This is a genomic window from Methanobrevibacter sp., from assembly GCF_045130115.1.
Classification (GTDB): Archaea; Methanobacteriota; Methanobacteria; order Methanobacteriales; family Methanobacteriaceae; genus Methanocatella.
The window spans coordinates 1-25,446 of the sequence record NZ_JBGUPC010000014.1 but is presented as its reverse complement, the minus strand read 5'-3'; the positions used below and the strand labels follow the sequence as shown (position 1 = coordinate 25,446).

The 25,446-nt window shown below is 40.2% G+C and carries 22 protein-coding genes; 10 read left to right on the top strand and 12 right to left on the bottom strand.

The features are described 5' to 3' along the window. Window positions 1–36: 36 nt before the first annotated feature. From ACJMML_RS02820 to ACJMML_RS02805, 4 genes are all read left to right on the top strand, one after another. The gene (locus tag ACJMML_RS02820; RefSeq protein WP_405305877.1) at window positions 37–1,347 is read left to right on the top strand and encodes a prephenate dehydrogenase; all 1,311 of its coding nucleotides are present in this window, start codon (window positions 37–39) and stop codon (window positions 1,345–1,347) included. 310 nt (window positions 1,348–1,657) lie between these two features. Then, a complete protein-coding gene (locus ACJMML_RS02815; protein ID WP_405305876.1) occupies window positions 1,658–3,856 on the top strand; it encodes a CDC48 family AAA ATPase in 2,199 nt (732 codons plus the stop codon). A gap of 364 nt (window positions 3,857–4,220) precedes the next feature. Then, entirely contained in the window at window positions 4,221–4,517 is a 297-nt protein-coding gene (locus ACJMML_RS02810) for a hypothetical protein (protein ID WP_405305875.1), read from the top strand. Window positions 4,518–4,526: 9 nt separating this feature from the next. Next, window positions 4,527–4,916, top strand: coding sequence for a hypothetical protein (locus ACJMML_RS02805; protein ID WP_405305874.1), 390 nt, complete (start codon window positions 4,527–4,529; stop codon window positions 4,914–4,916). A gap of 57 nt (window positions 4,917–4,973) precedes the next feature. Here ACJMML_RS02805 and ACJMML_RS02800 read toward each other — a convergent pair whose 3' ends face one another. Then, window positions 4,974–5,627 (bottom strand): PolC-type DNA polymerase III, encoded by a 654-nt coding sequence (locus ACJMML_RS02800; RefSeq protein ID WP_405305873.1) that lies wholly within the window; start codon window positions 5,625–5,627, stop codon window positions 4,974–4,976. Between the two features lie 10 nt (window positions 5,628–5,637). Continuing rightward, a complete protein-coding gene (locus tag ACJMML_RS02795) occupies window positions 5,638–6,492 on the bottom strand; it encodes a methanogenesis marker 8 protein (protein WP_405305872.1) in 855 nt (284 codons plus the stop codon). A 127-nt stretch (window positions 6,493–6,619) separates the two neighbouring features. On the opposite strand from ACJMML_RS02795, the gene thiC reads away from it, so the two are divergent. After that, window positions 6,620–7,894 carry a phosphomethylpyrimidine synthase gene (gene thiC / locus ACJMML_RS02790; RefSeq protein WP_405305871.1) on the top strand — a complete coding sequence of 425 codons (1,275 nt, stop codon included), beginning with the start codon at window positions 6,620–6,622 and terminating at the stop codon, window positions 7,892–7,894. Beyond that, window positions 7,895–9,553: an ATP-dependent DNA ligase gene (locus tag ACJMML_RS02785; RefSeq protein WP_405305870.1), complete on the top strand. Its 1,659-nt coding sequence runs from the start codon at window positions 7,895–7,897 to the stop codon at window positions 9,551–9,553. Here the strand turns inward: ACJMML_RS02785 and ACJMML_RS02780 are convergent. Then, window positions 9,550–10,182, bottom strand: coding sequence for a queuosine precursor transporter (locus ACJMML_RS02780; RefSeq protein WP_405305869.1), 633 nt, complete (start codon window positions 10,180–10,182; stop codon window positions 9,550–9,552). The genes ACJMML_RS02785 and ACJMML_RS02780 overlap by 4 nt on opposite strands. Before the next feature lie 85 nt (window positions 10,183–10,267). Between ACJMML_RS02780 and ACJMML_RS02775 the strand changes: the two genes are divergently transcribed. Both ACJMML_RS02775 and glmM (ACJMML_RS02770) read left to right on the top strand, forming a co-directional pair. Then, window positions 10,268–10,666 carry an exodeoxyribonuclease VII large subunit gene (locus tag ACJMML_RS02775; RefSeq protein WP_405305868.1) on the top strand — a complete coding sequence of 133 codons (399 nt, stop codon included), beginning with the start codon at window positions 10,268–10,270 and terminating at the stop codon, window positions 10,664–10,666. A gap of 62 nt (window positions 10,667–10,728) precedes the next feature. Beyond that, entirely contained in the window at window positions 10,729–12,093 is a 1,365-nt protein-coding gene (gene glmM / locus ACJMML_RS02770) for a phosphoglucosamine mutase (RefSeq protein ID WP_405305867.1), read from the top strand. 164 nt (window positions 12,094–12,257) lie between these two features. Here glmM (ACJMML_RS02770) and ACJMML_RS02765 read toward each other — a convergent pair whose 3' ends face one another. Genes ACJMML_RS02765 through glmU form a run of 5 tightly spaced genes read right to left on the bottom strand, consistent with a single transcriptional unit; the run spans window position 12,258 to window position 16,998 of the window. Then, a complete protein-coding gene (locus ACJMML_RS02765) occupies window positions 12,258–13,394 on the bottom strand; it encodes a tetratricopeptide repeat protein (RefSeq protein ID WP_405305866.1) in 1,137 nt (378 codons plus the stop codon). Window positions 13,395–13,405: 11 nt separating this feature from the next. Further along, window positions 13,406–14,110 (bottom strand): anaerobic ribonucleoside-triphosphate reductase activating protein, encoded by a 705-nt coding sequence (locus ACJMML_RS02760; RefSeq protein ID WP_405305865.1) that lies wholly within the window; start codon window positions 14,108–14,110, stop codon window positions 13,406–13,408. After that, window positions 14,110–15,210 carry a histidinol-phosphate transaminase gene (gene hisC / locus ACJMML_RS02755; protein ID WP_405305864.1) on the bottom strand — a complete coding sequence of 367 codons (1,101 nt, stop codon included), beginning with the start codon at window positions 15,208–15,210 and terminating at the stop codon, window positions 14,110–14,112. The genes ACJMML_RS02760 and hisC overlap by 1 nt, the downstream gene beginning before the upstream one ends. Window positions 15,211–15,213: 3 nt before the next feature. Beyond that, a complete protein-coding gene (locus ACJMML_RS02750; protein WP_405305863.1) occupies window positions 15,214–15,696 on the bottom strand; it encodes a gamma carbonic anhydrase family protein in 483 nt (160 codons plus the stop codon). 12 nt (window positions 15,697–15,708) lie between these two features. After that, window positions 15,709–16,998, bottom strand: coding sequence for a bifunctional sugar-1-phosphate nucleotidylyltransferase/acetyltransferase (gene glmU / locus ACJMML_RS02745; protein ID WP_405305892.1), 1,290 nt, complete (start codon window positions 16,996–16,998; stop codon window positions 15,709–15,711). A 154-nt stretch (window positions 16,999–17,152) separates the two neighbouring features. Between glmU and ACJMML_RS02740 the strand changes: the two genes are divergently transcribed. Beyond that, window positions 17,153–17,320 (top strand): rubredoxin, encoded by a 168-nt coding sequence (locus tag ACJMML_RS02740; protein WP_405305862.1) that lies wholly within the window; start codon window positions 17,153–17,155, stop codon window positions 17,318–17,320. A 114-nt stretch (window positions 17,321–17,434) separates the two neighbouring features. Further along, complete coding sequence (locus ACJMML_RS02735; RefSeq protein WP_405305861.1) at window positions 17,435–18,082, top strand: hypothetical protein; 648 nt, start codon at window positions 17,435–17,437, stop codon at window positions 18,080–18,082. Between the two features lie 112 nt (window positions 18,083–18,194). Here the strand turns inward: ACJMML_RS02735 and glmM (ACJMML_RS02730) are convergent, their stop codons facing one another. From glmM (ACJMML_RS02730) to ACJMML_RS02715, 4 genes are all read right to left on the bottom strand, one after another. Continuing rightward, the gene (gene glmM, locus ACJMML_RS02730) at window positions 18,195–19,532 is read right to left on the bottom strand and encodes a phosphoglucosamine mutase (protein WP_405305860.1); all 1,338 of its coding nucleotides are present in this window, start codon (window positions 19,530–19,532) and stop codon (window positions 18,195–18,197) included. A gap of 8 nt (window positions 19,533–19,540) precedes the next feature. Continuing rightward, window positions 19,541–20,779 (bottom strand): 2,3-bisphosphoglycerate-independent phosphoglycerate mutase, encoded by a 1,239-nt coding sequence (locus ACJMML_RS02725; protein WP_405305859.1) that lies wholly within the window; start codon window positions 20,777–20,779, stop codon window positions 19,541–19,543. A gap of 75 nt (window positions 20,780–20,854) precedes the next feature. Beyond that, window positions 20,855–21,553: a TIGR00297 family protein gene (locus ACJMML_RS02720; protein ID WP_405305858.1), complete on the bottom strand. Its 699-nt coding sequence runs from the start codon at window positions 21,551–21,553 to the stop codon at window positions 20,855–20,857. A 316-nt stretch (window positions 21,554–21,869) separates the two neighbouring features. After that, window positions 21,870–25,446, bottom strand: a 3,577-nt coding sequence (locus tag ACJMML_RS02715) for an Ig-like domain repeat protein (RefSeq protein WP_405305857.1), incomplete at its 5' end; no start/stop codon positions are given.

Here is a 25,446-nt window from a genome sequence, read left to right as displayed (position 1 = left end):
ACTAATTTATATAATATATTATTACTAAAATTATTAATGATTAAAATGAATGTTGGAATTATTGGTGGAAGCGACGGTTTGGGTAAAACCTTAATATACTATTTCAGAGACGAGTTTGATGTATACATTACCGGCCGTGACCACAAAAAGGGCAAACAGGTTGCAGATGAATTGAACGTGAATTATATTGAGTCCAATGAGGGACTAGCCAATATAAGCGATATCCTAGTAATATCCGTGCCGATTCAGCATACCTGCGATGTCATCCGTGAAGTTGCGCCATTCATGAAAAGCGGTTCTCTCATGGTCGACGTCACTTCCGTAAAGGAAGGCCCTACAAAAACCATGGGCGAAGTGCTGCCGGACAGCATAGAATACATTCCGACACACCCCGTTTTCGGTCCGAGAACCACCCGACTGGACAATCAGGTAATCGTGTTGACTGCAGACAGGAAGGGAAGATGGTACAGTAAGGTATATGACTACCTGGCAGGCAAAAACATGAGAATCATTGAAACCACTGCCGAAAAGCATGATTTCATGATGAGCATAGTGCAGGTCCTCACCCACTTCTCCTTCATTTCAACAGCTTCTGCAATCGAAAAGCTGAGTGTCGACATATCCGAAACCGAAGACTATGAAAGTCCGATTTATAATTTGATGATTGATATGATTGCCCGTATCGTATCCCAAAACCCATATCTGACCTACAACATTCAATCAATGAACAGCAACGGGAACAAGATAAGAAATGCCTTTGCCGACGCCGTTCTGGAGCTGAGGGATGTCATCAACAACGGCAATGAGGATGAATTCATAGACATTGCAATAAAGGCAACAAAGCATATGGGAGACATTAAAAACGCATTGGGTAGAAGTGACAAGGCAATCGGCGCTCTGAGCTACGAATACAGCTATCTGAATGAATCCATCGGAGAGGAAGTTGGCCTAAAGCATATCTATTCCGGAAAAATACATGTTGGGATTCTTGAAAGCATTGACGGCAAGACCGCCGTTTTGAAAGACGGAAACAAAATCAAAAAGCTGAGGATAGCCAACATCAGAATCCTGCTTCCGGAGGAGCTCCACCAGTGGAAAATCGAAAACATGAAAACAAGAACCGAATCCATCAGCTGCGTATTTCCAAAGAATGTCAACATCGACATCATCCAGAAAACCGTTCTGATGCACGACAATCTGCTGGACATCAGGTTGACTGATGCATATAACGGCCCTCAAATCGATGATAACTTCATCAGCCTGACATTTACGGTCACAGCACTAACCAAAGATGATATCGAACAGGTCAAGGAGCTGTTCACAGGATTTGGCGGAGTCATCAGATAATTGTTTTATTGTAAACGAACAAATATTAAAGTGTCTAAAAGTAATTAAATTTTTATTTCAACAATAAAGATTTAATTTTTATTATTTTTTATCTATAAAATTTTTAAAAACCAATTACCATTAAATATTAATATACAATAATTTATTTGAGAAATTACTTATTTTTAAAAGGTTTTGAAAAATACCTAAAACCGAAACCTTTATATAGTAAAACATACACAGATTAGTTTGTCAATAAAGTTACAAAAAGTAACAAAAAGATTTTGACGAATTACATTTACACACATTACAGCCAAATGGAGATGATAAAATGGCAGAAAATGAAATCACACTAAAAGTTGCAGAGGCAATTTCCCAAAAGGATGTAGGCCAAGGCGTTGCAAGACTCGATCCAAACGTCATGGACGATTTAGGAATCAATGAAAGAGACCTAATTGAGATTGTTGGTGAAAGAAGAACTGCAGCTATCGCTCTTCCTTCACAAACCGACATTGGACTTGGAGTAATAAGAATTGACGGACTGGTCCGTAAAAACTCCGGAGCAACCATTGGCGGTGAGGTCACAATCAAAAAAACCAAAGCCACCGAAGCGAAAAAAGTTGTTCTTGCCCCAATCGAAAACAACATTCGCGTACAGGGTGACGTTCGTGGACTCTTTGCAGGTAAAGTAATGGTTCAGGGAGACATCATCGGATCCCAAATCAGAGCACCAAGGCCAAGGATGGGCTTCAACAGCCTGTTTGATGAATTGATGGACTATACTCCTGCAATGAAAGAAATCAAGTTTGCAGTAGTGTCCACCAATCCTAAAGACATTGTCATTGTAGGCCCTAACACCGAAGTGCAGCTCCATGAAACCCCTGTTGACGTAAGCAAAATCGAAGGTGTCGGAAACCTTGTTGATGTAAGCTACGAGGACATCGGCGGTTTAAAAGAGGAAGTCAAAAAAGTAAGGGAAATGATTGAAATTCCTCTCAAAAGACCTGAACTCTTCGAAAAACTGGGCATTGCACCGCCTAAAGGTGTATTGATGCACGGTCCACCTGGAACTGGTAAAACCTTGCTGGCCAAAGCTGTAGCCAGTGAAAGTGACGCTCACTTCATTGCAATCAACGGTCCTGAAATCATGAGCAAATACGTGGGCGGATCCGAAGAGAACCTGAGGGAATACTTTGAAGAGGCTGAAGAAAACTCCCCTTCAATCATATTTATAGATGAACTTGATGCAATCGCTCCGAAAAGAGAAGAGACAAACGGCGAAGTTGAAAGAAGAACCGTTGCTCAACTTTTAACTTTAATGGACGGCCTCAAATCAAGAGGACAAGTGGTGGTAATCGGTGCAACCAACAGACCGGATTCACTTGACCCTGCTCTCAGAAGGCCTGGAAGATTCGACCGTGAAATAGAAATCGGAGTGCCTGACTCAGAGGAAAGAAAAGAGGTCCTTGAAATCCACACAAGAAACATGCCTCTTGCAGAGGATGTTGACCTTGAAAAAATCGCAAACACAACCCACGGATTCGTAGGGGCAGATCTGGAATCATTATGTAAAGAGGCCGCTATGAGGGTTGTAAGAAGGATCCTTCCTGAAATCCAGAACGACGAGGAAATCCCAAAAGAGGTCATGGAAAAGATTGTCGTTACAGGCGACGACTTCAAAAACGCTCAAAAGGAAATTCAGCCTTCAGCGCTCAGGGAAGTCCTTGTGCAAATCCCAGACATCAAATGGGATGACGTGGGCGGTCTTGAAGACGTGAAACAGGAACTTAAAGAGGCAGTCGAATGGCCACTTAAACATCCTGAAACATTCCAACGCTTAGGCATCAGACCTCCAAAAGGAACCTTGCTTTACGGAATTCCAGGAACAGGTAAGACATTGCTTGCAAAAGCAGTGGCAAGCGAAAGCGAAGCTAACTTCATCTCAGTCAAAGGTCCTGAACTCCTCTCCAAATGGGTTGGAGAATCCGAAAAAGGTGTAAGAGAAGTGTTCAGAAAAGCGAAACAGGCTTCACCTACAGTGATCTTTTTCGATGAAATCGATGCAATAGCAAGCACCCGCAGCGGAAATGACACTGACAGCGGCGTTACAAAAAGAGTTGTCAACCAACTGTTAACAGAAATGGACGGTTTGGAAGAGCTTGAAGACGTTGCCATCATTGCAGCAACCAACAGACCGGACATTTTGGATGCCGGTTTGATGAGACCTGGAAGGTTCGACAGACACATAGAAGTTGGCGAACCTGACGAAGATGCAAGAATATCCATCTTTGAAGTGCATACCAAAGGAATGCCACTTGCCAAAGATGTGGATCTCAAGAAATTAGCCAAAAACACTGAAGGTTATGTTGGAGCAGACATTGAAGCTGTTTGCAGAGAAGCTGCAATGCTTGCACTAAGAAATGACCTTGAAGCAAGTGAAATCCCATATAAATACTTCAAAGAAGCAATAGATAAAGTGAAGCCAGGAAATATGCAAAAAAATGATGAACAATTAGTTCAATACATGTAGGGAAGAAACTCAACTTCCCTATTTCCTCCCAGTTATATATTTAATTTCTAACCATATTTTAACCTCGGGGAAAGATACAGACATCTTTCCCAACCTCCATTATATTGACAAATTTCTCTACCGTTTGGGAAGATATGGAATCTTCCCATCAACCTCTATGAACTTTTTTTATATTAATTTAAAAATTGATTTAAGTCCGTAAAATTATATTTTAACCTAAATATTGATTTAACTACATAATTTAATGAATTAAGAGAAGCAATAAACTTTATATATTTTTAAATTCAATAGTATTAATGTGGCAGGCAAAATAAGAAAGAAGAATGGCGAAAACATGATAGAATATTTGCAAAATGGTCCGATTATGCCTTCTTGTGAAAGCAAAGTTGTTCAAAATGACGAATTTCTAAGCAAACTTGAACAGAAACTCATATTATTAAGTGAGAAATATGGTTTAGGTGAAATATTATTTAGAGAAAAAAATCCGCTGAATAATAACTCATTTGCTTCATTCTATATCAGAGCCCCAAAAACCTGGTCAAATCAGGAAATTTTTGATGTATGGGATTTAATTTCCGATGAAGTAGATGCTTTTGCTGCAAAAGAAGGTTATGATAACTTGATGGAAGTCTGTAATGTTGCCGTCTCTGACAGGTACTGAGGTATGATTATGGTTCATGCATTTGTACCTCAACATCTATTAGACTTTGCCGAATACATTCAAAATCAAGAATATTCAGCAGAACACTACGATTTGCAATGCATAGACCGAACTATTATTAACAGAGCATATCTATCAACATATCTTCACGTTCAGGAATGGATTTTGAATAATGGTCCATACAATGATGTGAAAGATTACTCCAAACATGACGTTGGATACCATGCTGCAATTTGCATTGCCTTAAATGAATTAAACAAAAAGGCAATGAGCAAAAAATATGCAGATTTCATCGAATTAAGAGTCGATGCAGATTACAACATTGTAACTATCATCACTCCAAAAGATGCTCAAAAAGCATTGGATTTAGCTTTTCAAATCCAAAATGCATTGCAGTAAAAAAAAACTATTTTTTTTAAAACCCCATTTCAAGCCGAAGGCAAGATTTACCTGAACCTATTTTTTAGGCAAAATATCATCAGGCTCCACAATCCTTTTATTAAAATACTGTCTTTTATATTCAATGAATGGGAATTTAGGCCCCCTTACACCCCATTTAGGATTATATCCAAAAACATTAATATATTCAGCCAAATCATCACGTTCATTTTTCAGTGCTATAGTTACATCATATAATGCCTTTGTATCATCGATTGCCCTATGGAAATTGACTTCTTCAATGCCATAATACTTAACCGCATCAATCAGCTTATGCGGAAACTCTTTACGATCCTTTAATACCGTTACAGTATCAATCCAGTTAAGATTTGATACTATATCTTCAGCATCATGCGGATAATGCCTTTTTAAAAGCCCATAAACAAAAGTCAAGTCGAATTGACAGTTATGTGCAATCATCAATGTATCAGGAGTCAAATAATTTTTCAAATCCTCTGCAACGGTTGCTTCACTTATGCCCTCAGTTATCAGCATCTCATCTGTTATTCCAGTTACTTCAGTGATTTTGGACGGCAAATCAAAACCGACATTGATGAATTCATCATATTCTTCGATTTTGCCGTCTTCAACTATCAGCATTGCAAGTTCGATAATTCGTGATTCCTTAAAATCCAATCCTGTTGTTTCAGTGTCAAAAAATATTATCTTCATATTTTACACTCTAAATCAGTTTATGTGGAGCATCGCTTTTGTCCCTTGGATAATCATTGGTTGTCAGTGGCTTTCCGATATGTTCAAGCCTTACATCCAAGAACTTTCTGCCATCCTCACTTGCACAGAAGATCGGAACCTTTACTCCATAGTAATATGGCTTATTCTCATCGGCATAGTCTGAAACCGCCTTGGATGCGCATGCGGTAACGATATCCGCATTTTCAAACAGCATTTCCACTTCATCAGGACTTGCTCCAGTGGTATGGGCCACAAATATGTAGACATTGACGTCATCATCAACCGGATAATTTCTTATTTCCTCAACCATTGGAGAAGGAAGTATTGTTATTGCAATATTCTTATATCCCTTATCCAAAGCGATCTTCAAGCCTTCAAGCTGGTTAAGCTCGGCGGTTTCAGGATTTAGAATTACACAATTCTTTTCCTCGAGATTTTTAATGACCTCCGGAATCGGTGTTGTGCTTACAAGGCCGGACACTCTTCCCCCAACGCCCTGAACCACACGGGGATTGGTCATGAGCAGTGTTCCTGCACCGTCACATGCACCGACTACACAGTCAATGTTTCCCTTTTCCATGTTGGTCTTGAGGATTTCTGAAATGCCCACGGTCACCAGGTCATCCATCTCGATTACCCTTTGCGGTGTGCACATTCCAAAGTCCTTGATTCTGAAATTGATGTTTTTCCTTATGAATTCCTCGTTGAGCTCATCCACCTTGTGCATCGCATGAAACATTGGACAATATTTCATCTCGGATTCGCCAACTTCTGTTATTTCGCCGTTTTCGATTACTACGCGGACTTTTCCTAATGTTTCTATGACATGTCTATCTTCTACCATATGACCACCATTATGTATTAATATTTAAAGCCCACTATAAAAAAGATAATGTTTGGAGAAAATTGAAAAAATCCTATATACTTTAACGAAGATAACTATTATTGATTAGTCAACATGAGGGATAAATTTGACTCAGAAAAGTGAAGCACAAAAAGGAAACATCACTCCCGAAATGGAGTGCGTAGCTCAAAATGAAAACATAGATGTGAACAAACTAGCTAAATTGATTGACAAGGGACTGGTTGTAATCCCTAAAAATGTCAAAGGCCATTCAAAACCCTGCGGAATTGGGGAAGGCCTTACAACCAAAGTAAATGCCAACATAGGCTCATCATCCAAGATTGATGATTTGGAACTGGAAATCAACAAGGCAAAACTGGCCCAGGAATATGGTGCGGATGCCCTTATGGATTTGTCAACAGGCTCTGACCTGAAGCTTTTCAGACAGAAGATAATGGAAGCCGTGGACCTGTGCATCGGTACCGTCCCGATTTATGAAGCCGGCGTCATTACATTAAATAAGAATAAGGAAATCATTGACATGGACCCTGACGACATATTCAAGGCCATCGAAAACCAGGCTAAGGAAGGGGTGGACTTCATGACCCTCCACTGCGGAATCACAAAGGACCTGGTCCAAAAGCTCAAGGCGGCCAACCGTATGATGGGAATAGTGAGCCGTGGAGGAACATTCATGGCATCATGGATCAACCACAACGACATGGAAAACCCTTTGTATGAGAATTACGATTACCTTCTGGAATTATCCTATGAATACGACATTACATTATCATTAGGCGACGGATTAAGGCCGGGATGCCTGGCTGATGCAAGCGATATCCCTCAAATTCAGGAACTGGTCAACCTGGGAGGCCTGGTGAAAAGGGCACAGGACGCCAACGTGCAGGTTATGGTTGAAGGTCCTGGACACATGCCTTTAAACCAGATTAAGGCCAACATGGAAATCCAGAAGACAATATGCCATGGCGCTCCGTTTTATGTCCTCGGACCTTTGGTGACAGACCTTGCACCGGGATATGACCACATCACCGGAGCAATCGGAGGAGCCATAGCCGCAACAGCAGGAGCAAGCTTTTTGTGCTACGTAACACCTGCAGAGCATTTATCCCTGCCTAGCCTTGAAGATGTGAAAGAAGGAGTTGTCGCATCCAAGATTGCTGCCGAAGCGGCTGATGTTGCAAAAGGCCTTCCACAGGCATGGGAACGCGAGAAGGCAATGGCAAAAGCACGAAGGGAATTTGACTGGGAGGCACAGTTTGACCTTGCCCTTGACAAGTCAAAGCCTAGAAAATACCGTGACAAATGCGAACTTGACGATAATGAAATGTGCGCCATGTGCGGAGAGTACTGCGCAGTGAAAATAGCCAAAGGAGACTTTTAAATGAAATATCAGGAACTGGTTGATGTCTACTCAAGCCTGGAGGCAACAACAAAAAGGCTTGAAAAGACAGACATCATTGCGGATTATCTAAAAACCCTTGATTCAGACACAATAGAAAAGGTGGGACTTCTGATTTTGGGCACCGTATTTCCGGCATGGAGCTCAGAGGAAATAGGCATCGGCGGAAAACTGGTGGAAAGGGCAGTCGCCGAAGCCGTCGGAACAACACCTGCCGCAGTCGAGGATGCAATCCGTGACGAGGGAGACATCGGCCTTGCATGCATAAAGCTCTATGCCAAAAAGTCACAGATGACATTCTTCTCACAGCCTCTGACAATTGACTTCGTATTCAGCAGCCTGAGAAAATTATCCCAGATTTCAGGATCAAGGTCCACCAACCGAAAGATTGCAGTCCTTCTTGAGCTGCTATCACAGGCCAGCGCAACAGAAGCCAAATACCTCACCCGTACAATCACAGAGGAATTGAGAATAGGTGTTGGGGACGGAATTGTCCGTGATGCAATTGCACAGGCTTTCGATATCGACAAGGCAGTGGTCGAAAGGGCACAGATGCTCACCAATGACTTTTCGGTTGTTGCGAGAACCGCCAAGGATGAAGGCGAAGCAGGCCTTAAGAAACTGAACCTGACACCCGGAACTCCCGTCAAGCCTATGCTGGCACAATTGGCGCCGCCACTGGATGAAATCATTCCTGAAATGGGCACTGCATTGTGCGATACAAAATATGATGGAATAAGGCTGCAGGTTCACAGGAACGGCGATGAAATCAACATATTCACACGCAGACTGGAAAACATAACCAACGCATTGCCTGAAATAGTCGAGCTCTTCGACGAACATCTGCCTCATGAGGACTACATTGTAGAGGGAGAAGTCATTGCCACACGTGACGGCAAGCCTTTGCCTTTCCAGAATGTCCTTCATAGGGTCAGAAGAAAGCATAATGTGGAAGAGGCAATGGAAAATGTGCCGTTAAAACTATACCTCTTCGACGTGATGTACTATAAGGTTCCAATGATTGATGAACCTTTAAAAGTAAGAAGAAAAACTTTAGAAAGCATCGTTGACACATCAGTTGACGAGATGAACCTGAGCACAATGAAAGTGGGAACTCCTGAAAACATTGAGGACATTCAGAAACTCTTCGAATGGTCAATCAATGAGGGTCATGAGGGAATCATGATCAAGGACTGCTCCGAACGCTATATTCCGGGACTGAGAGGTAAGAAGATGCTCAAATATAAGGCAGAGCCTGAAACACTGGACATGGTTGTCATAGGCGGAACATACGGTATCGGAAAAAGAGGAGATTTCGTCGGATCATACCTTGTGGCACTTAGGGACGAAAACAACGACTTCAAAAGCATAGCACTGGTGGGAACAGGTCTTGACGATGCCACACTCGAATATCTCACAGGCAGAATGAAGGAGCTTGAGATTTCAACAAAGGGCCGTGAAATAAAGGTAGAACCAAAAATAGTTCTGGAAATTGCATTTTCAGAGATTGTGGAATCACCAGAGTATGAAACAGGATACTCACTGAGATTCCCTGTCGTCAAAAATATCAGAAAGGATAAAAGCCCAATGGATGCAGATACCGTTGAAAGACTGATTTCCATGTATGAGACAGGAAATTAACTTTCGGGAAGCCCCTTAACATATCCGATTACATGTCTGGTTAAAGGATAGACAATGATTTCATAGACTGTCTTGACGATTGCCTGAACAAATATCATTGCAATCAGTGCATCGACAGGCATGGTTGCGAAAAATGCGATTGTGATATACAGCAGCGCATCAATGCCCTCGCCGAAAAATGTTGAAACGATGCATCTTACAAAGAGCTTTTTCTCATCAACCTTTTTTAGATAGACCATTACCTTTGCATTAACCAGGCTGCCCACGATATAGGCGATGAATCCCGCTGCCAATAGCCTCCATGTTGAACCAAGAACTACGCTGAAGGCTTCCGAATCGCTGAAGAACTCAGGAGCCGGCAGCCAGATTGTAATGGTAAAACAGATTACCGCAACCAGATTCATGAAAAACCCAAGAAAAATTACCCTTCGAGCCTTTTCATATCCATACACCTCAGCCAACAGGTCATTGATGATATATATTACCGGAAAGATGATCACACCGCAGGGAAGTACAAAGGAGAAAAATGAGAATGTCTTGCCTGCAATTATATTTGACACTATCAGGCATGCGGTGAAGACGCCGGATATGATTGCATACAGATCGGTTTTTGTCAGATTTTCAAACATGAACATAGTATATTTTCAATAATAAATAAATTTAACAAGTTGAAATCCTATCGGCTATATCTGCCCCGAAAGCCAATCATGAACCATGGAAATTACAGATGACAAACTATTGAAAATCGCACTCATAACTTCCCTTATTGGAATAATAGGGCTGATAGCCTTTACGCCAACAATCGAGGTTAAGGAAGTCGACATAAAGGACATAAACCGTGGAATGATTGACGAAGAGGTTAGGGTTGACGGAGTAATCAGCGATGTTGCCCAGTCAAAGTCGAAGACCAGCTACTTTTTAACAATAAATGACGGCGAAGCCCAGATACAGCTGATTATCTTTGAAAGCCAGGTTGCAGAAATACAGTCCAGAAACATGGACATCGAGGACTTCAGGGGCCATAAGGTAGAGGTCGTCGGAACCGTCACCCAGTACAACTCCGAGATGGAACTGGTTCTGTCAAGTGGGGACAGCCTGAGGATGGTGAACTAACAATATCTTTTTATTAAACAAAATTCAAAAATAATATAAATAAATTTAAAAGGAATTTAAATATGTCTGATAAGAAAAGATTATTCGGAACTTTTGGAGTTAGAAGAACAGCAAATGATGTCCTGACTCCTGAATTTGCATCAAGACTTGCAGCCTGTTACGGAACATTGGTTAAGGGAACCGTGGCTGTCGGAGGAGATACAAGAACCTCCACTTTGATGTTGAAACAGGCAGTGACTGCAGGCCTTTTGTCAAGCGGATGTGATGTGGTGGATTTAGGAATCCTGCCAACTCCAGGCGTCCAATATGCAGTTCGCAAATACTATGACGGCGGAGTAATGATTACAGCTTCACACAACCCTCCGCAATATAACGGACTCAAGTTTTTAGATGAAGACGGTATAGGCATACCTGACGAAATGGACCTTGAAATTGAAAGATTATACTTTGACGCCGAACCTGACCGTGTGGAATTCCATGAAATCGGCGAGCTTTACCAAAACGACAAGATAATTGAGGAATATGTTGATGAGGCAGTTTCCAAAGTGGATGTGGAAGCCATTCGCGAAGCCAACCTGAAAGTTGTTGTGGACTGCGGATCAGGTGCAGGCTGCTTTACAGCACCTTACCTCATTAGAAAATTGGGCTGCGATGTGACAACCCTGAACTCACAGCCTGACGGATTTTTCCCTGGACGTAACCCTGAACCTATTGAAGAAAACCTCCAGGAACTGATTCAAGTCGTGAAGGAGCTCAATGCAGACATCGGCCTTGCACATGACGGCGATGCGGACAGAACCATCTGCATCGATGAGAAAGGAAACTTCGTTTTAGGTGACAAGACATTCACCCTCGTTGAAAAGAATATGCTTAAGGAAAACAATGGCGGAATAATAGTCACAACCGTTGCAACCTCACAGGCAATCTATGATGTTGCCGAAGAGTACAACGGTGAAGTCATAGCCACCGCTGTTGGAGACCTGCTCGTTGCACGTAAACTCAAGGATGAGGATGGACTCTTCGGTGGAGAGGAAAACGGCGGTTTGATTTTCCCTGACTTTGTCTATGGAAGGGATGCGGTCATGACCGTTGCAAAAATCCTTGAAATCGTTGCAAAAGAGAAAAAGCCATTGTCCGAACTGGTGGCCGAGCTTCCTGTATATTACGCAAGCAAAACAAAAGTCGCATGTCCTGACGATGAAAAAGAATTCGTCATGTCCAGCATAGCTGAGGAAATTCAGACAACCACTGACTTTGAACTTGATTTGACAGACGGCGTTAAAATCCTAAAAGAGGATGGTTGGGTAATTATCAGACCTTCCGGAACAGAACCAATCTTCAGATGCTTCGCCGAGTCAGACTCACAGGAAAAAGCAGATGAAATGACTGAGTGGGGATTAGGTTTAATTGAGAAATACAAAAAATGATTAACCATTTCTCACCCAATTTTTCTTTTTATTTTAATTTAAATTCCGATTAATTAAATACTATTTTTTAATGATAATTTCAATTTAGCGATAGCTATCTTTAAGATAATGAATATGTTTGTAAAAAAATAGAAATAGTGAAACGATAATCTACATGAGGACATCTAAAAGTATTCCAAACATTCCTCTTTAAGGAAAAACGCATCCTCATTGTCAGGGCTTCTAAGCAAAACCTTGTTGAAGCTGTCAACGGCTTCCTCAAACTTGCCCAATTCCATCAATACGACGCCTTTATTCAGCAAAAAGTCAATATTATTCTTTTCAAGGTCAATTGCTCTATTAAAGCATTCCAGAGCCTCATCGAATTTTCCCAAATCAATATATGCATTGCCCATCCTATTGATTGCGGAAGCATCAACTTCAGAATCATCCAGACACACTTCAACTGCCTTGTCGAATGATTCGATGGCCTCTTCAAGCATTCCCATGTCGCTCAAAAGGTTTCCTCGTGAATTCCAAACCTCAGGGTTTTCCCCATCGAGGACAATAAGTTTGTCATAGACCTTCAGCGCATCATCATACCTTCCAAGCATCTCCAGAATAAATCCTCTCCAATACAGAACAATCGGACTGCTCGGACGATAGTTGTAGGCAATGTTGCTTACCTTCAACGCCTCATTGATATTTCCAGAATTCAAAAGTGCGATTGCCTTATTGTTTAGAATATAAATGTTGGCAGGCTCAAATTCCAATGCCTTGTCGTAGCATTCAATGGCTTCAATGAACTTGCCCAACCTGGACAGGTTGTCCCCCTGCTTGTTCAAAAGATATACGTCATGAGGGTCCAGCCTGAGAGCCGCCTCATAGCACATGGTTGACTTGTCGAACTTACCGCTGTCAAATAGAATATCAGCCCTTTTTGTAATCATGGCCTTTTCATCTATCTTGTCGCCTCTCCAGTCATCAATGTGAATTTTCTCAAAATAGATTATCTGAAACTCATCATTCGGATCAATGCGTCCCCCATACATCTTTTTAAATTCCCTAAGCATATCCTTAGAGTCCTTAAAACCTTCCTCTATGGCAAGCTCGTCATTGTCCTTGATTTCAGAAAAAGGAATGCTTTCAACACCTGTTACAAAAGCTTCAAAAATCTTCATCTTTTCCTTGGAAACAAGGTTCCAATAACAGTATAATCTGTCCCCAACCTTAAGTGGTGTTTTCCATGCCTTACGTATAGTACGGGTCTTCTTACCTGTAATTACATCAATATCATTACTTGAAAATGATAAAATCGGCATCTAAACACTCCTTAAATTACCTGTTCCCCAAATTCGCCTGACTTAACCTTGACAATGCCGTTGAAATACGGCTTGATTTCACGAGCCAAATCAGCCAGATCATGAGGGTTGGGAACCTCAACCTTCTCAAGAGCCGGGTCCAAAACATTCTTATTTCTAAATTGCTGAATTGTATAAACATCAGCCTCTATTTCATCAACCAGATTAATAATATCCTTTTTAGTATGCAAAGTCGGAACATAAGTTGTTCTAATCTCTAAGTGAACGCCTGCTTTGTTAATTAATTCCATTGATTTTTTTACCTGAAAACCAATGTTTGCTCCTGTTATCTTCCGGTATTTTGAAAATGTTGTTTTAACGTCAAGTGAAACATAGTCCAATAAATCCAAATCAAGGATTCTTTTAAGATTTTCCGGATAAATTCCACTTGTATCCAATTTTGTCTTAAGGCCAATCTGGCGAACATACTGTAATATTTCGATTACTGCATCTGTCTGAACTAAGGGTTCTCCACCTGAAATCACAATAGCATCCAAAAAATCAGCTGATGAATCGATTTCCTGAGTTATCTCTTCAAATGATTTTTCAGTATTATCTTCCAGCAATTCCACATTATGACAGTACCTGCAGGCCAAAGGACACTTTGACATGAAAATAACCAGGCTCATGTTTCCATGGAATTCGACAGAAGATATTACGCTACCGCCTATATACATTAGCTTAAAACCTCTTTTAAAATTTCAATGAATTTCTTGTCTTCTTCAAGGGTACAGATACTTATTCTAATCCAATATTCATCCAATCCCTTGAAGGAAGTGCAGTCTCTGACAATAATTCCTTTTTTCATCAGTTCCAATGCCAACTCACTGGCTGTGAATCCGGTGTCCTCGACACGAATCAGCATGAAGTTTGACTTGGATGGGAAAACGTTCAAACCTTCAATTTTTGATACCTCATCATACAGATATTGCCTTGACTCGATTCCTTTTCTGATTGAATCGGCAATGTATTCCTTATCTCTGAAGGTATTGAGAGCGGCTACGAATGATAATCTTGTAAGGGAAAATACTGGTTTGATTCTGTGCATGTATTCAATAATCTGCTCACATGCAAGTCCGTAACCTATTCTCATTCCTGCAAGGCCCAATACTTTGGACATTGTGCGTATGATGAAAATATTGTCAAATTCATTGATTAAATCTTTATTTGTAACTTCTGAGTATTCGAAGTAAGCTTCATCTATAACAATCAGTATATCCGGATTTTTTGATGCGATATCCCTCAATACTTCCTTTTCGATTAAAGTTCCGGTAGGATTGTTGGGACTGCAAAGGAAAATCATTTTGGTTTTTGGAGTGATTGCCTCATAAATTGATTCCACATCCAATTCATTGGCATCCAGATTCCATCTTGCATAGACCGGAACCGCACCGTACTGCTTTAACAGATATTCATAATACATATAGGACGGCAAGGGAACGATAAATTCATCTCCGTTATCGATGAATGTTTTTGCAAGCACATCGATGACTTCATCAGCACCATCTCCACCGATGATGACCTGAGAGTCCTTCACTCCGGAATAATCTGCAATTTCAGACACAAGTTCATGCAGCTGTGATTCCGGATATCTGTTGATTGATTTTATTTCGTCCCTGATGGCCTCCATGGCCTTTGGAGAGGGACCCCATGGATTTTCATTTGAACCCAATTTTATGATGTCCTCCTTTTTCAAGTTAAAGTCGGCTGCAATTTCGTCCTGGGATCTTCCAGGAACATAGGAATCCATTTCTTCTACAATCTGTCTTGCTTTCATATTCTAATCTTCCTTATATTGTTTGGAAAGTTTTACATAATTAATAGCATTATTCTTAATCATTTCAATCTGTTCGGGTGAAACCTCTTTAACCGCTTTTGCAGGAACGCCCAATATCAAACTTCCCTCTGGAAATTCCTTTCCTTCACTTACTACGGCTCCCGCTCCAACGATTGAGTTTTTTGAAATGTGCGCACCATTCAGAACTGTGGCATTCATTCCAATCAAAACATTGTCATCAAGTTTGCATCCGTGCACCACCGCACCATGGCCTACTGATACATTATCTCCGATTTCAACCGGAAAGCCTTTGGTACAGTGAACTACACAATTGTCTTGGACATTGGAATTGTTTCCAATGGTTATTGAATCTGTGTCTCCCCTAAGGACGGCACCATGCCAAATTGACACATCTTCTCCTAATTCAACATCACCAATTACCTGTGCGCCTGGGCATATTACAATAGAGTCTTTTTTATTTTCCATAATATCGCCAAATCATTTATGTTTTTTATTTTTGTCTTGAATGATATGATTCTGTTTTACCAATACTCTTGTATCGGAGGGTACATCATCATACAACAAAACCCCTGAACCTATAGTGGAATTGTATCCCACCTTAACACCTGGTGAAAAGCTTGAGTTAATTCCTGTTTTTACTGCATCACCAATGATGGATCCCAATTTACGTCTTCCGCTGTCAATCATCTGATTTTTGATTTTTGTCTTAACTGAACGGTTGTCAAAGCGCAGGTTTGCAATGTTGGTTCCTGCAGCGATATTGCAGTTTGAACCGATTACTGAGTCTCCGACATAGCTCAGGTGACTTACATTGGTATTTTCCATGATGATGGAATTCTTAATTTCAACTGCATTTCCCACATGAACGTGGTCTCCAAGATAGGAGTTGCCCCTGATATATGAGTTAGGGCCTATGTCGCAGTGTTTGCCTATGTAGACATTTCCCTCAATGTATACTCCTGCCCTGATAATGCTTCCTTCATCCAAAAATATTTCGCCATGAATATGGGCTCCGTCTTCGATTTTACCCCTTATTTCTGTTTTGAGTTGACTGATTAACTCTTCGTTGACTTCAATTAGCTCCCATGGCCTTCCGACATCAATCCAATCCTTATTTGTTTTGTGTCCAATTACCTTTTTGCCATCGTCAATCTGCAATGAAACTGAATCTGTGATTTCATATTCTCCACGTTCGGAAATCTTTGTTTTTCCAATTTTGTCGAAAATGTCCTTATTGAAAATGTAAATTCCTGCATTTACAAGGTTGCTTGGGGCCTCTTCCTTTTTAGGCTTTTCAACAATGCTTTTGATGTTTCCGTCTTCAATCTCAACCACACCAAAGGCAGAAGGGTCATCCACTTCAGTCAAAAGCATTAGGGTATCAGGATTTGAATTGTTATACTCATTAATAATCTCATTGATGATTTCATTATCCAGAATAATGTCTCCGTTAAGCACAATCAGGCTGTCGTCAATGAAATCCTTTCCATAGCTGATTGCGTTGGCGGTTCCTAAAAAGTCCTCTTGAGTCTTATAGGATATATTAACTCCGAAATCACTGCCGTCACCAAAATACTCCCGAACCATCTCTTCCTTATATCTGACGATTAACAAAATTTCGGTAATTCCGTTATCTCTCAATGATTCGATGTTGTATTGGATGATAGGTTTTCCAGCGACTGGCAACATGGTTTTAGGCTTTGTAAGTGTTAATGGCCTCATTCTTGAACCTTCACCAGCACTTAAAATAATTGCTTTCACTTTTATTGTCCCCTTAAAAATTATCTAATAATATTATATTTTTAGTTCTTTTACTTATAAAAAAATTTTGGATAAACAAATGAAAATTATTAAATAATAGTTATAATAAACTAAAAATCATATTAGCTATGCTAATGCAAAAATTTAAGGAGATTATAAAATGACTGTTTATGTTTGCTTACATTGTGAATACAGATTTGATACAGAAAAAGGCGACCCTGCTTACAACATCCCTGCTGGAAAAACTCCTGCAGACATGCCAGAAGATTGGGTTTGCCCAGAATGCGCAGCTTTAGGTGTTGAAGCATTTATCGCAGAAGAGGAATAGATACTTCCTCTATCATTTTATTTTTTACACCACCATCAACCGAAAACATCATTTCCAATTAGCTTGCAGCTTATTAAAAAAACTTTTTATTTGATTGGGGATATACTTTAACTCATGTCTTCAAAAAGAAATTTTGTGATTAACATTCTTGAAACCGAAATGATTGCAGACATCAACAGAATCCTGCGAAAATATGCAGACATAACCCTTCAGTCATCATCATACGTGTATTTTAACGCCCAGCCGGCCAATCCCGGCGACGTCGTGCAGGACATTACATTTTTCATACTCAAATCCGATGACAAAAAAAGCGCAGAGGAAAAGTTAGATATCCTGATTGATGAGTTAAACCAACTGAATACGGATTATGCAATAAGGGACGAGGATAGCGGTAAGATGATTGTATATGTCGAGTTTGTCGGCGCCATTGACATTAAATTCGACAATATGAAAATCATTAAAGAGGGCACTTATGAAAAAATCGATGAGTTGAAATCATATAAAACAGAATTTGGACTCTGCAAAGGATACAAACCTTCTTTTCGGCCGGTCGAATCACAATCCATTGAAGACAAAGAGATTAAACCTGAAAGCATTTATCTGTTCTGCCATTCCCAGGAAGATTTGATGAAATTAAAAGAAATGTTATATGAAAAGATTCTGGAAATCGATACTGGCCTTGAAGTGGAATTCAGGCAATTTACCGGAGAGGACCCTAAGTTTAAAACAAAAATGAGTCATATCATGGACTCCCTGCTCTAGAGAAAGTACAGGCACCTGGACCTCCCCCGCTTAAAGAAGCCGGAGAATTCTAGCGCAATAAAGTTAAAAACAGAAATTGGTCAAAAAAAAGAAGTGAAGATGAAAAAATCATCTATAAATTTTCATTAATTATTTTTACACAGATATCCCTTATCTCATTAGCCCTTTCGGCATCGCGAGATTCCAGGGTTATCCTGATATAGTCCTCGGTTCCGGAAGGCCTTACCAGCACCCAGCTGTCATCAGCGAATGTCAGCCTTACACCATCAAGTGAGTTCACTTCAACTATATCATCGAAAGCATCCTTCAGGAGATCTTCCATATTTTCCATTACCTTGATTTTTGCCTCTTTTGAGCAGGTAATCTTTTCACGGATGTTAGGATATTGAGGGATTTGGGCGAGCAAATCAGATAGCTTTCCATCCCTTGAGACGATTTCAGCCATTCTCAAACCTGAAAGGATTCCGTCCGGACACATGCAGAAGTCCGGGTGCAGCCATGTTCCTGAAGGCTCTCCTCCAAATGCCGCATTCTTTTCGATTATGACTTCAGCTACATTGACATCCCCTACAGGAGTTCTCAATACCTCTCCCTTTACGGATTCGTCCATGCACAGTCCGGCATCGACAGTGGTTACGATATCTCCTTCAAATTCCTTTGAAATCAATGCCAAAAGGGAATCGAATGGTGAGATGTTACCCTTTTCATCGACTGTTATCATCCTGTCCGCATCACCGTCATGAGCTATTCCAAGGTCTGCCCCTATGGCCACAACGGTTTTCATCAGTGTCTGAAGGTTTTCGGCATTAGGTTCAGGGTTACGTCCGGGGAAAAATCCGTCAGGCTGTGAGTTCAGGGTTGTCACTTCGCATCCTGCCTTTCTAAATACTAAAGGTGATATTTCGCTTCCGGCTCCGGATGCGCAGTCAACTACAACTTTCAGGCCTTCCCTGATGTCAACCATATCCACCAAATCATCAATGTATTGGCCTTTTATTTCCTCATTGAAACTTAATTTACCTACGTTTTCCCAACTTACTGAAATATAATCCTTGTTAGCATATATCTCTTCGATCTTGCGCTCTTGAGCTTGGGTATATGCCATTCCGTTTTTATTCCATAGCTTTATTCCGTTGTATTGTGAAGGATTGTGTGATGCGGTAAGCATTATTCCTGCATCTGCGTTTAGCTTTTCGGTAGCGTATCCCACTAATGGTGTCGGAACCATTCCTATCTTAACGACATCAACTCCGCTTTCCAAAAGTCCAGCGCATATTGCCTGGTCGAGCATCTGATTTGTTGTACGGGTGTCATAACCTATTACAACTGTACCCTCATTTCCCAGGTAATATGCCAAAGATTTTCCTACATTCAATGCCAGTTCACATGTTACCTCTGAGCCGACTAGGCCCCTGATTCCTGATGTTCCGAATAGTTTTTTTGCTACCATCCTATCACCTATGCGCCGAATTTGTGAGCGTAATTCATTAAATCCATCATGATGTTCATCACGTCTGAGCCTCTAATTCTGTTCAATCCTCCTTTGGCACATGCCCTTTCGGAAAATTCTGTAACGTCATCAGTTCTTACTTCAGGACCCCTGATTAAGACAGGCACAGGATCTCCAGAGTGGTTCATCACAGAAATTGGGGTTGAGTGGTCAGCTGTCAGGTAGATGTAGACATCCTCAAGTTTGATCAATTCGCTCATGATAACCTCATCCACTTTTTCTATGAATTCCTTTTTCTCTTTGGTTTGGCCGTCGTGACCCGCTTCATCCGCTCCATCGATGTTTATCAGGAAGAAGTCATGGTCTGAGTTTTTGACCTGGTCAATGATGGTGTCGCGAATATTATCCAGATTGGTGTCAATTCCGCCGGTCACATCCTCCATTTCGATAATGTCCATTCCTGCAAATCTTCCAATACCCATAATCAGACCTGTTTCGGCAATGCAGGCAGAGTTGACTTCATATTTCTCATTCAATGATTCGACAACCGGAACTTCCCCTGCTCCACGAGGAATAACTATATTTGCAGGAGGTTCACCTTCCTCGATTCTTTTAAGGTTTACCGGATGGTCTTTGACCATCTCATATGTTTTTACAACCAATTTGTTTAAAATGTCAGCGGTTCTGGCAGCTTCAGGTGTGTCATCCAAAGCTTTTACCTCTTTAGGTTTGTTGCCTTCAACCTTAGGGTCTGCATCGCTTACCTTATCGGAAAGTCCTTCGCCCCTAAGCACCAATACTGCCCTGTGACCTGTTGATTCCTTAAAAATAATTTTCACGTCAGGATAGTCTTCCAGAACCATCTTGTTCAATTCGTCTACGATTTCCTTGGTTCCTTCCTTGATTCTTCCGGCACGTCTGTCTGTTACGATTAAATCTTCATCGGCAGTTGAGAAATTGCATCTGAATGCGATGTCGCCAGGTAAAACTTCAACGCCTACACCGTTAGCTTCAAATGGGCCTCTTCCGGTGTATACCTCATAAGGGTTGTAGCCTAAGATAGATAAGTGTGCAGTGTCACTTCCAGGAATGATTCCCGGAGCAATTGAATCCATAATACCAGTAATTCCTTCAGCCGCCATTTTATCCATGTTTGGAGTGTGTGCAGCTTCAAGAGGGGTTTTATTTCCCAATTCCTTAATTGGACGGTCACCCATACCATCCATAATTAATATCATACCTTTCATTAAATATCACCTAATAATATATTCAATATTAATTATGGCATTTGATAGTTAAATAATTTGTTTAAAAAAAAAAGTTTAGATAAGTAAAATTCCGACCAGTGCACCGACAATTGTGGCAAATAAATTAACGTGCTCGTTTGTTATCAATCCACGATTTTCAAATATGGCTCCTAAAATACTGTCGGCGAAGCAACCGACAAAACCGGATATCACTGAAACATATATTGCGGAAAGAGGGTTTGGAACGATTCCAAGCAAAAATGCAACAATACCTATTATGGCAGCGCCAACAACACCAATTGCAGTTCCCAAAACTGAAACCGCACCGTTGGTACCCGGATCAACACTCTGAAAAGTAGTAATCAGTCTTGGATGAGGATCCAGCACTCCAATTTCTGAAGCCAATGTGTCTGCAGTTGCAGTTGCAATTGCTCCTATGAAACCTCCAACAAACGGCAGGTAATATCCTCCAAATGCCGCCATAAAACAGGCAACGACCCCATTTGATATGACGTTTTTGGATGTTCTTCTTCCTTCAAACTGACCCAGTGAGCGTTTATATTTCTTTGAATACTTAGTGGCAAGTAGGGACATCACAAGGAACAGCACAATCAGAAGTAACCAATTGACTCCCGCCGAAAAAATGATTACAATCCCCATTATAATCATGACCGCTGAGCCGAATAAATCTAAAGATTTCCTGTAATATGTAATAAATCCCAAAATGAATAAGAGAAGTACATAAACCCAATTTATCATTACTGCCTCAACCATAAATATCACAATTCTTTATTTAATTAATTTATGTTCAAAACTTATATAAATAGATTTATCGTAAATTTTTCTTTCCGCAAAGCAACGAAAATATGCTGGAAAAAATCTATCAAAATAAATGAAAATTCGTATTATTAAATTAAAATAAAATAGTTAACTATTAAAAATATTAACTCTACTTTCAAGTAAACAGAATTAATCTTTGAAAACATAAAATAGAATTCGGCAATCCTATATGAAACGATTTAAATTTAAAAATTTCTAAAAAAAAGTAATAAAATGGAAGTTGTTAAACTTCCAAATCTAATTTGATCAACTATTTGACTTTTACAGTACCTTTAACAGTATTTGAAATGTAAGTTGCTGAATAGGAGTATTTCTTACCTTTTTTAAGCTTTTTGGTAATTTTAGCCTTAACAGTAACTTTAGCGATACCTTTTGAATTAGTTTTAGCAGTGTATTTTTTGCCTTTGAATTTGAAGACTATCTTTTTGCCTTTGATTGCTTTTCCGTTAGACCATTTAAGTTTTGCTTGAAGGACTAACTTTTTACCTTTTTTAACTGAAACGGTCTTTTTAACTAATTTCAAGGTTTGTTTTACTACAAGCTTGTTAGATACTTTAGTCAACTTATATTCTGCAGTAACTGTATAGGTTTTCGGATTCAAGTTGATTTTGAGTTTTGCATAACCATTCTTGTCAGTTCTTACTGAATAGTGGACATTGTTAACATATACATCAACAAATTCTCCTTCACCTACAGGCTTACCGTCATCACCAATTGCCCTTACAACATAGGAAGTTCCATCAACAAAGTCCATTGTAATGTCCTTGTTTTCAAGCAGACGTTTGACGATTGTGACTTTAGCGGTTTTTTGTTCGCCGGTTGCAGGGTTGACAATAGTTATGTCATATTTTCCAACGGCCAAGTGTGAATCAGTCAAGTATGCAATACCCTGATCATCTGTTTTGACGGTGTATGTTTTACCGTCAACAATGAATTGCACATCAGTATTTGCAAGCACATGACCTTTGCTGTCCAGGAACTCTGCTTTAAAGTCATATGGACTGTTCCAACCTCTAGTAAGGTTTTCAGCAATGATTGACTTGAATACAGTTACTGTAGTGTTAACTGTTTTTGGGCCATACTTATTGTCTCCGCTGTAGATTACCTCTACATCATGTGTGCCTTCTTCAATGCCAGGGATTGAAATTGTGTTTTCTCCACCGGTCACGTTTACGACTTTAGTTGTATTTCCTATTTTAACTGTCACATTACCGGTTGCATCATCCGGAACGGTTACTTTAACAATCACATCATTGCCGGCAATAGTGTCGTCCACTTCAACAAATACCTCACCGGATGCTTTTTGCGCTTCGAATGAAGTTGAGGAAACATTGGATAAGTATTTGTCATCACCCAAGTAGGTTGCAGTCACATCATAGTTTCCGGCTTGAGGAACTGATACTTTGATTGTATCTGTTTGAGTAATGTTAATACCGTATTCAGTGCCGTTTACATTAATAATCACATATCCAGTTGCATCGTTTGGCAAGTCAGATACGGTGATTGTTATTTCAGCACCGTTTACTTCAGCTGAAACGGACATTGGAGCATTGTTCTTGAATACTTCGAATTGGTCGGTAGTGGAATTGAATTCGTAGTAGTCATCACCAGCATATGTTGCAACAATGGTTTTATTTCCTGCAGTCAGGTTTTCAATATTGAATGTCGCTTTTCCGCCTTCGACTTTAGCGGTGTAGTTTACGCCATTTATTTCTATGGTTACATTGCCTGAAACGTTTCCTGCATTCACAACAACTTTGACAACATCTCCGACATTGGCATTTTCAACCTCAATGGACATTGGAGTTGAATATTTAGGAATGTGCACTAATTTGGTAGTTGTTGCATTCAATCCATCATTATTGGTGTATATGACTGTAGCGTTGTAAGCTCCAGGAACTTCATCAACAAGATCAACGGTTGCAGTGCCGTTTACAACAGTAGCATTGTATGTGTGATTTCCAATCTTAATGGTTACATTACCTGTAGCATTGCCCGGAACATTAACGATAACAGTTCCGTTTCCTAAATCATCAATGTCGATTCCTTCTTCAGGAGGTTTAGGAGCCACAGTAATCATATCTGTAGCATTAGCAGGAGCGTATTTGTCGTCACCGTTGTATGTTACGGTCACGTTGTGTTCTCCTTTTGGAACATCCAATATGATAATCTCGTTTTCGCCGCCAGATACAGGAACAATCTTAGTGATATTGCCTATTGTGACTGTCACATTACCGGTAGCGTCTTCAGGAATAGTTACTTTAACTATTGCAGGTTCCCCTTCAGTAATGTTTTCAACAGTAACATTGATGTTAGCAGTATCGACTTTAGTGACTATTACTTTAGCGGAATTATTAGTGCTCTGCAAGTATTTGTCGTTTTCAATGTAAGTTACGTTAACATCATAAGTACCTTCTTTTAATCCAGCGACATTAAGTTGACCTACGCCATTTGTAATCTCTACATAGTAATCTACTCCATTTACATTTACAATGGCGGTGCCGTTGTAGTTAGGAGCTCCTATATTGATTGTAGCGTTTTCTCCAACTTTAATTTCATCACCGGTTACGTTTACGCTTGAAGCGTGTTTTACGACTAGGAATGTTGTAGAGTTGAATCCTGCATAGTATTCGTCAGTTTCAACAGTTCTTGCAACGATAGTGTAATTGCCGACAACATCAGCATCAAAGGTGTATTTGCCATCAGCATCAGGAGTGTAAACAACACCATTAATAGTAACGACAACAGGAGTAGAGTTGGTTACATTGAATACAAGTTTGCCGTCAACCTCAACAACTTCAGCAGCATTGATGATTACGGTAGCGTTCTGTTTAGCAACAACATTGAATGCTGTAGCGTTGCCTAAATCAGTAGCGTTATACTTATCATCACCAAGGAAGTAAGCATGAGCAGTGTACTCACCCTCAGGTAAAGCAACAACTAATGTAGCAACTTTATCAACAATATCAACAGTGTAGTTGTGTCCGCCAACTTCAATAATCACTTTACCACTGGTTACATTACCCATAGTCACAGTAATAGTAGCATTCTGACCAACAGTAATGTTAGCAACAGGAACAACAACACTATCAATCACAGCAGCATGCTTGAAGATAGTAAATGTTTCAGTAGTGCTGTTAGCATAATACTTGTCAGATTCATAGATTGTAGCGGTAACAGTGTAGTTACCAGCGGCTAATTTAGTAGTGTCAATTACAACTTTACCATCAACAACAGTATATGGAACACCGTTAATAGTCACATTGACAACAGTGCTGTTCTCGATTCCGATAGTGAAGTCGGTTTCAATTTCATAGTTGTCATTTACAGTAATATTCACACTGGAAGCATGTTTGATAACTTCAAATACAGTACTGTTGAAAGCAGCATAGAACTCATCAGTTTCAGCAGATCTTGCAATAATAGTGTAATTACCGACAACATCAGCATCAAAGGTATAATTACCATCAGCATCAGGAGTGTAAACCACACCATTAATAGTAACAACAACAGGAGTAGAGTTGGTTACGTTAAATACAAGTTTGCCGTCAACCACAACAACTTCCGGTGCATTAATAATAATAGTAGCATTCTGTTTAGCAACAACATTGAATGCTGTAGCATTACCTAAATCAGTAGCGTTGTACTTGTCAGATTCTAAGTAGTAAGCATGAGCAGTGTACTCACCTTCAGGTAAAGCAACAACTAAAACAGCTTCACCATTATTAATATCAACAGTGTAATTGTGTCCGCCAACTTCAACAATCACTTTACCACTAGTTACATTACCCATAGTCACAGTAATAGTAGCATTCTGACCAACAGTA

What these genes read in the sequence shown, in the direction of transcription:
- ACJMML_RS02820 (WP_405305877.1), top strand. Translation starts at nt 37, where the DNA reads ATGATTAAAATGAATGTTGGAATTATTGGTGGAAGCGACGGTTTGGGT.
- ACJMML_RS02815 (WP_405305876.1), top strand. Translation starts at nt 1,658, where the DNA reads ATGGCAGAAAATGAAATCACACTAAAAGTTGCAGAGGCAATTTCCCAA.
- ACJMML_RS02810 (WP_405305875.1), top strand. Translation starts at nt 4,221, where the DNA reads ATGCCTTCTTGTGAAAGCAAAGTTGTTCAAAATGACGAATTTCTAAGC.
- ACJMML_RS02805 (WP_405305874.1), top strand. Translation starts at nt 4,527, where the DNA reads ATGGTTCATGCATTTGTACCTCAACATCTATTAGACTTTGCCGAATAC.
- ACJMML_RS02800 (WP_405305873.1), bottom strand. Translation starts at nt 5,627, where the DNA reads ATGAAGATAATATTTTTTGACACTGAAACAACAGGATTGGATTTTAAG.
- ACJMML_RS02795 (WP_405305872.1), bottom strand. Translation starts at nt 6,492, where the DNA reads ATGGTAGAAGATAGACATGTCATAGAAACATTAGGAAAAGTCCGCGTA.
- ACJMML_RS02785 (WP_405305870.1), top strand. Translation starts at nt 7,895, where the DNA reads ATGAAATATCAGGAACTGGTTGATGTCTACTCAAGCCTGGAGGCAACA.
- ACJMML_RS02780 (WP_405305869.1), bottom strand. Translation starts at nt 10,182, where the DNA reads ATGTTTGAAAATCTGACAAAAACCGATCTGTATGCAATCATATCCGGC.
- ACJMML_RS02775 (WP_405305868.1), top strand. Translation starts at nt 10,268, where the DNA reads ATGGAAATTACAGATGACAAACTATTGAAAATCGCACTCATAACTTCC.
- glmM (WP_405305867.1), top strand. Translation starts at nt 10,729, where the DNA reads ATGTCTGATAAGAAAAGATTATTCGGAACTTTTGGAGTTAGAAGAACA.
- ACJMML_RS02765 (WP_405305866.1), bottom strand. Translation starts at nt 13,394, where the DNA reads ATGCCGATTTTATCATTTTCAAGTAATGATATTGATGTAATTACAGGT.
- ACJMML_RS02760 (WP_405305865.1), bottom strand. Translation starts at nt 14,110, where the DNA reads ATGTATATAGGCGGTAGCGTAATATCTTCTGTCGAATTCCATGGAAAC.
- hisC (WP_405305864.1), bottom strand. Translation starts at nt 15,210, where the DNA reads ATGAAAGCAAGACAGATTGTAGAAGAAATGGATTCCTATGTTCCTGGA.
- ACJMML_RS02750 (WP_405305863.1), bottom strand. Translation starts at nt 15,696, where the DNA reads ATGGAAAATAAAAAAGACTCTATTGTAATATGCCCAGGCGCACAGGTA.
- ACJMML_RS02740 (WP_405305862.1), top strand. Translation starts at nt 17,153, where the DNA reads ATGACTGTTTATGTTTGCTTACATTGTGAATACAGATTTGATACAGAA.
- ACJMML_RS02735 (WP_405305861.1), top strand. Translation starts at nt 17,435, where the DNA reads ATGTCTTCAAAAAGAAATTTTGTGATTAACATTCTTGAAACCGAAATG.
- glmM (WP_405305860.1), bottom strand. Translation starts at nt 19,532, where the DNA reads ATGGTAGCAAAAAAACTATTCGGAACATCAGGAATCAGGGGCCTAGTC.
- ACJMML_RS02725 (WP_405305859.1), bottom strand. Translation starts at nt 20,779, where the DNA reads ATGAAAGGTATGATATTAATTATGGATGGTATGGGTGACCGTCCAATT.
- ACJMML_RS02720 (WP_405305858.1), bottom strand. Translation starts at nt 21,553, where the DNA reads ATGGTTGAGGCAGTAATGATAAATTGGGTTTATGTACTTCTCTTATTC.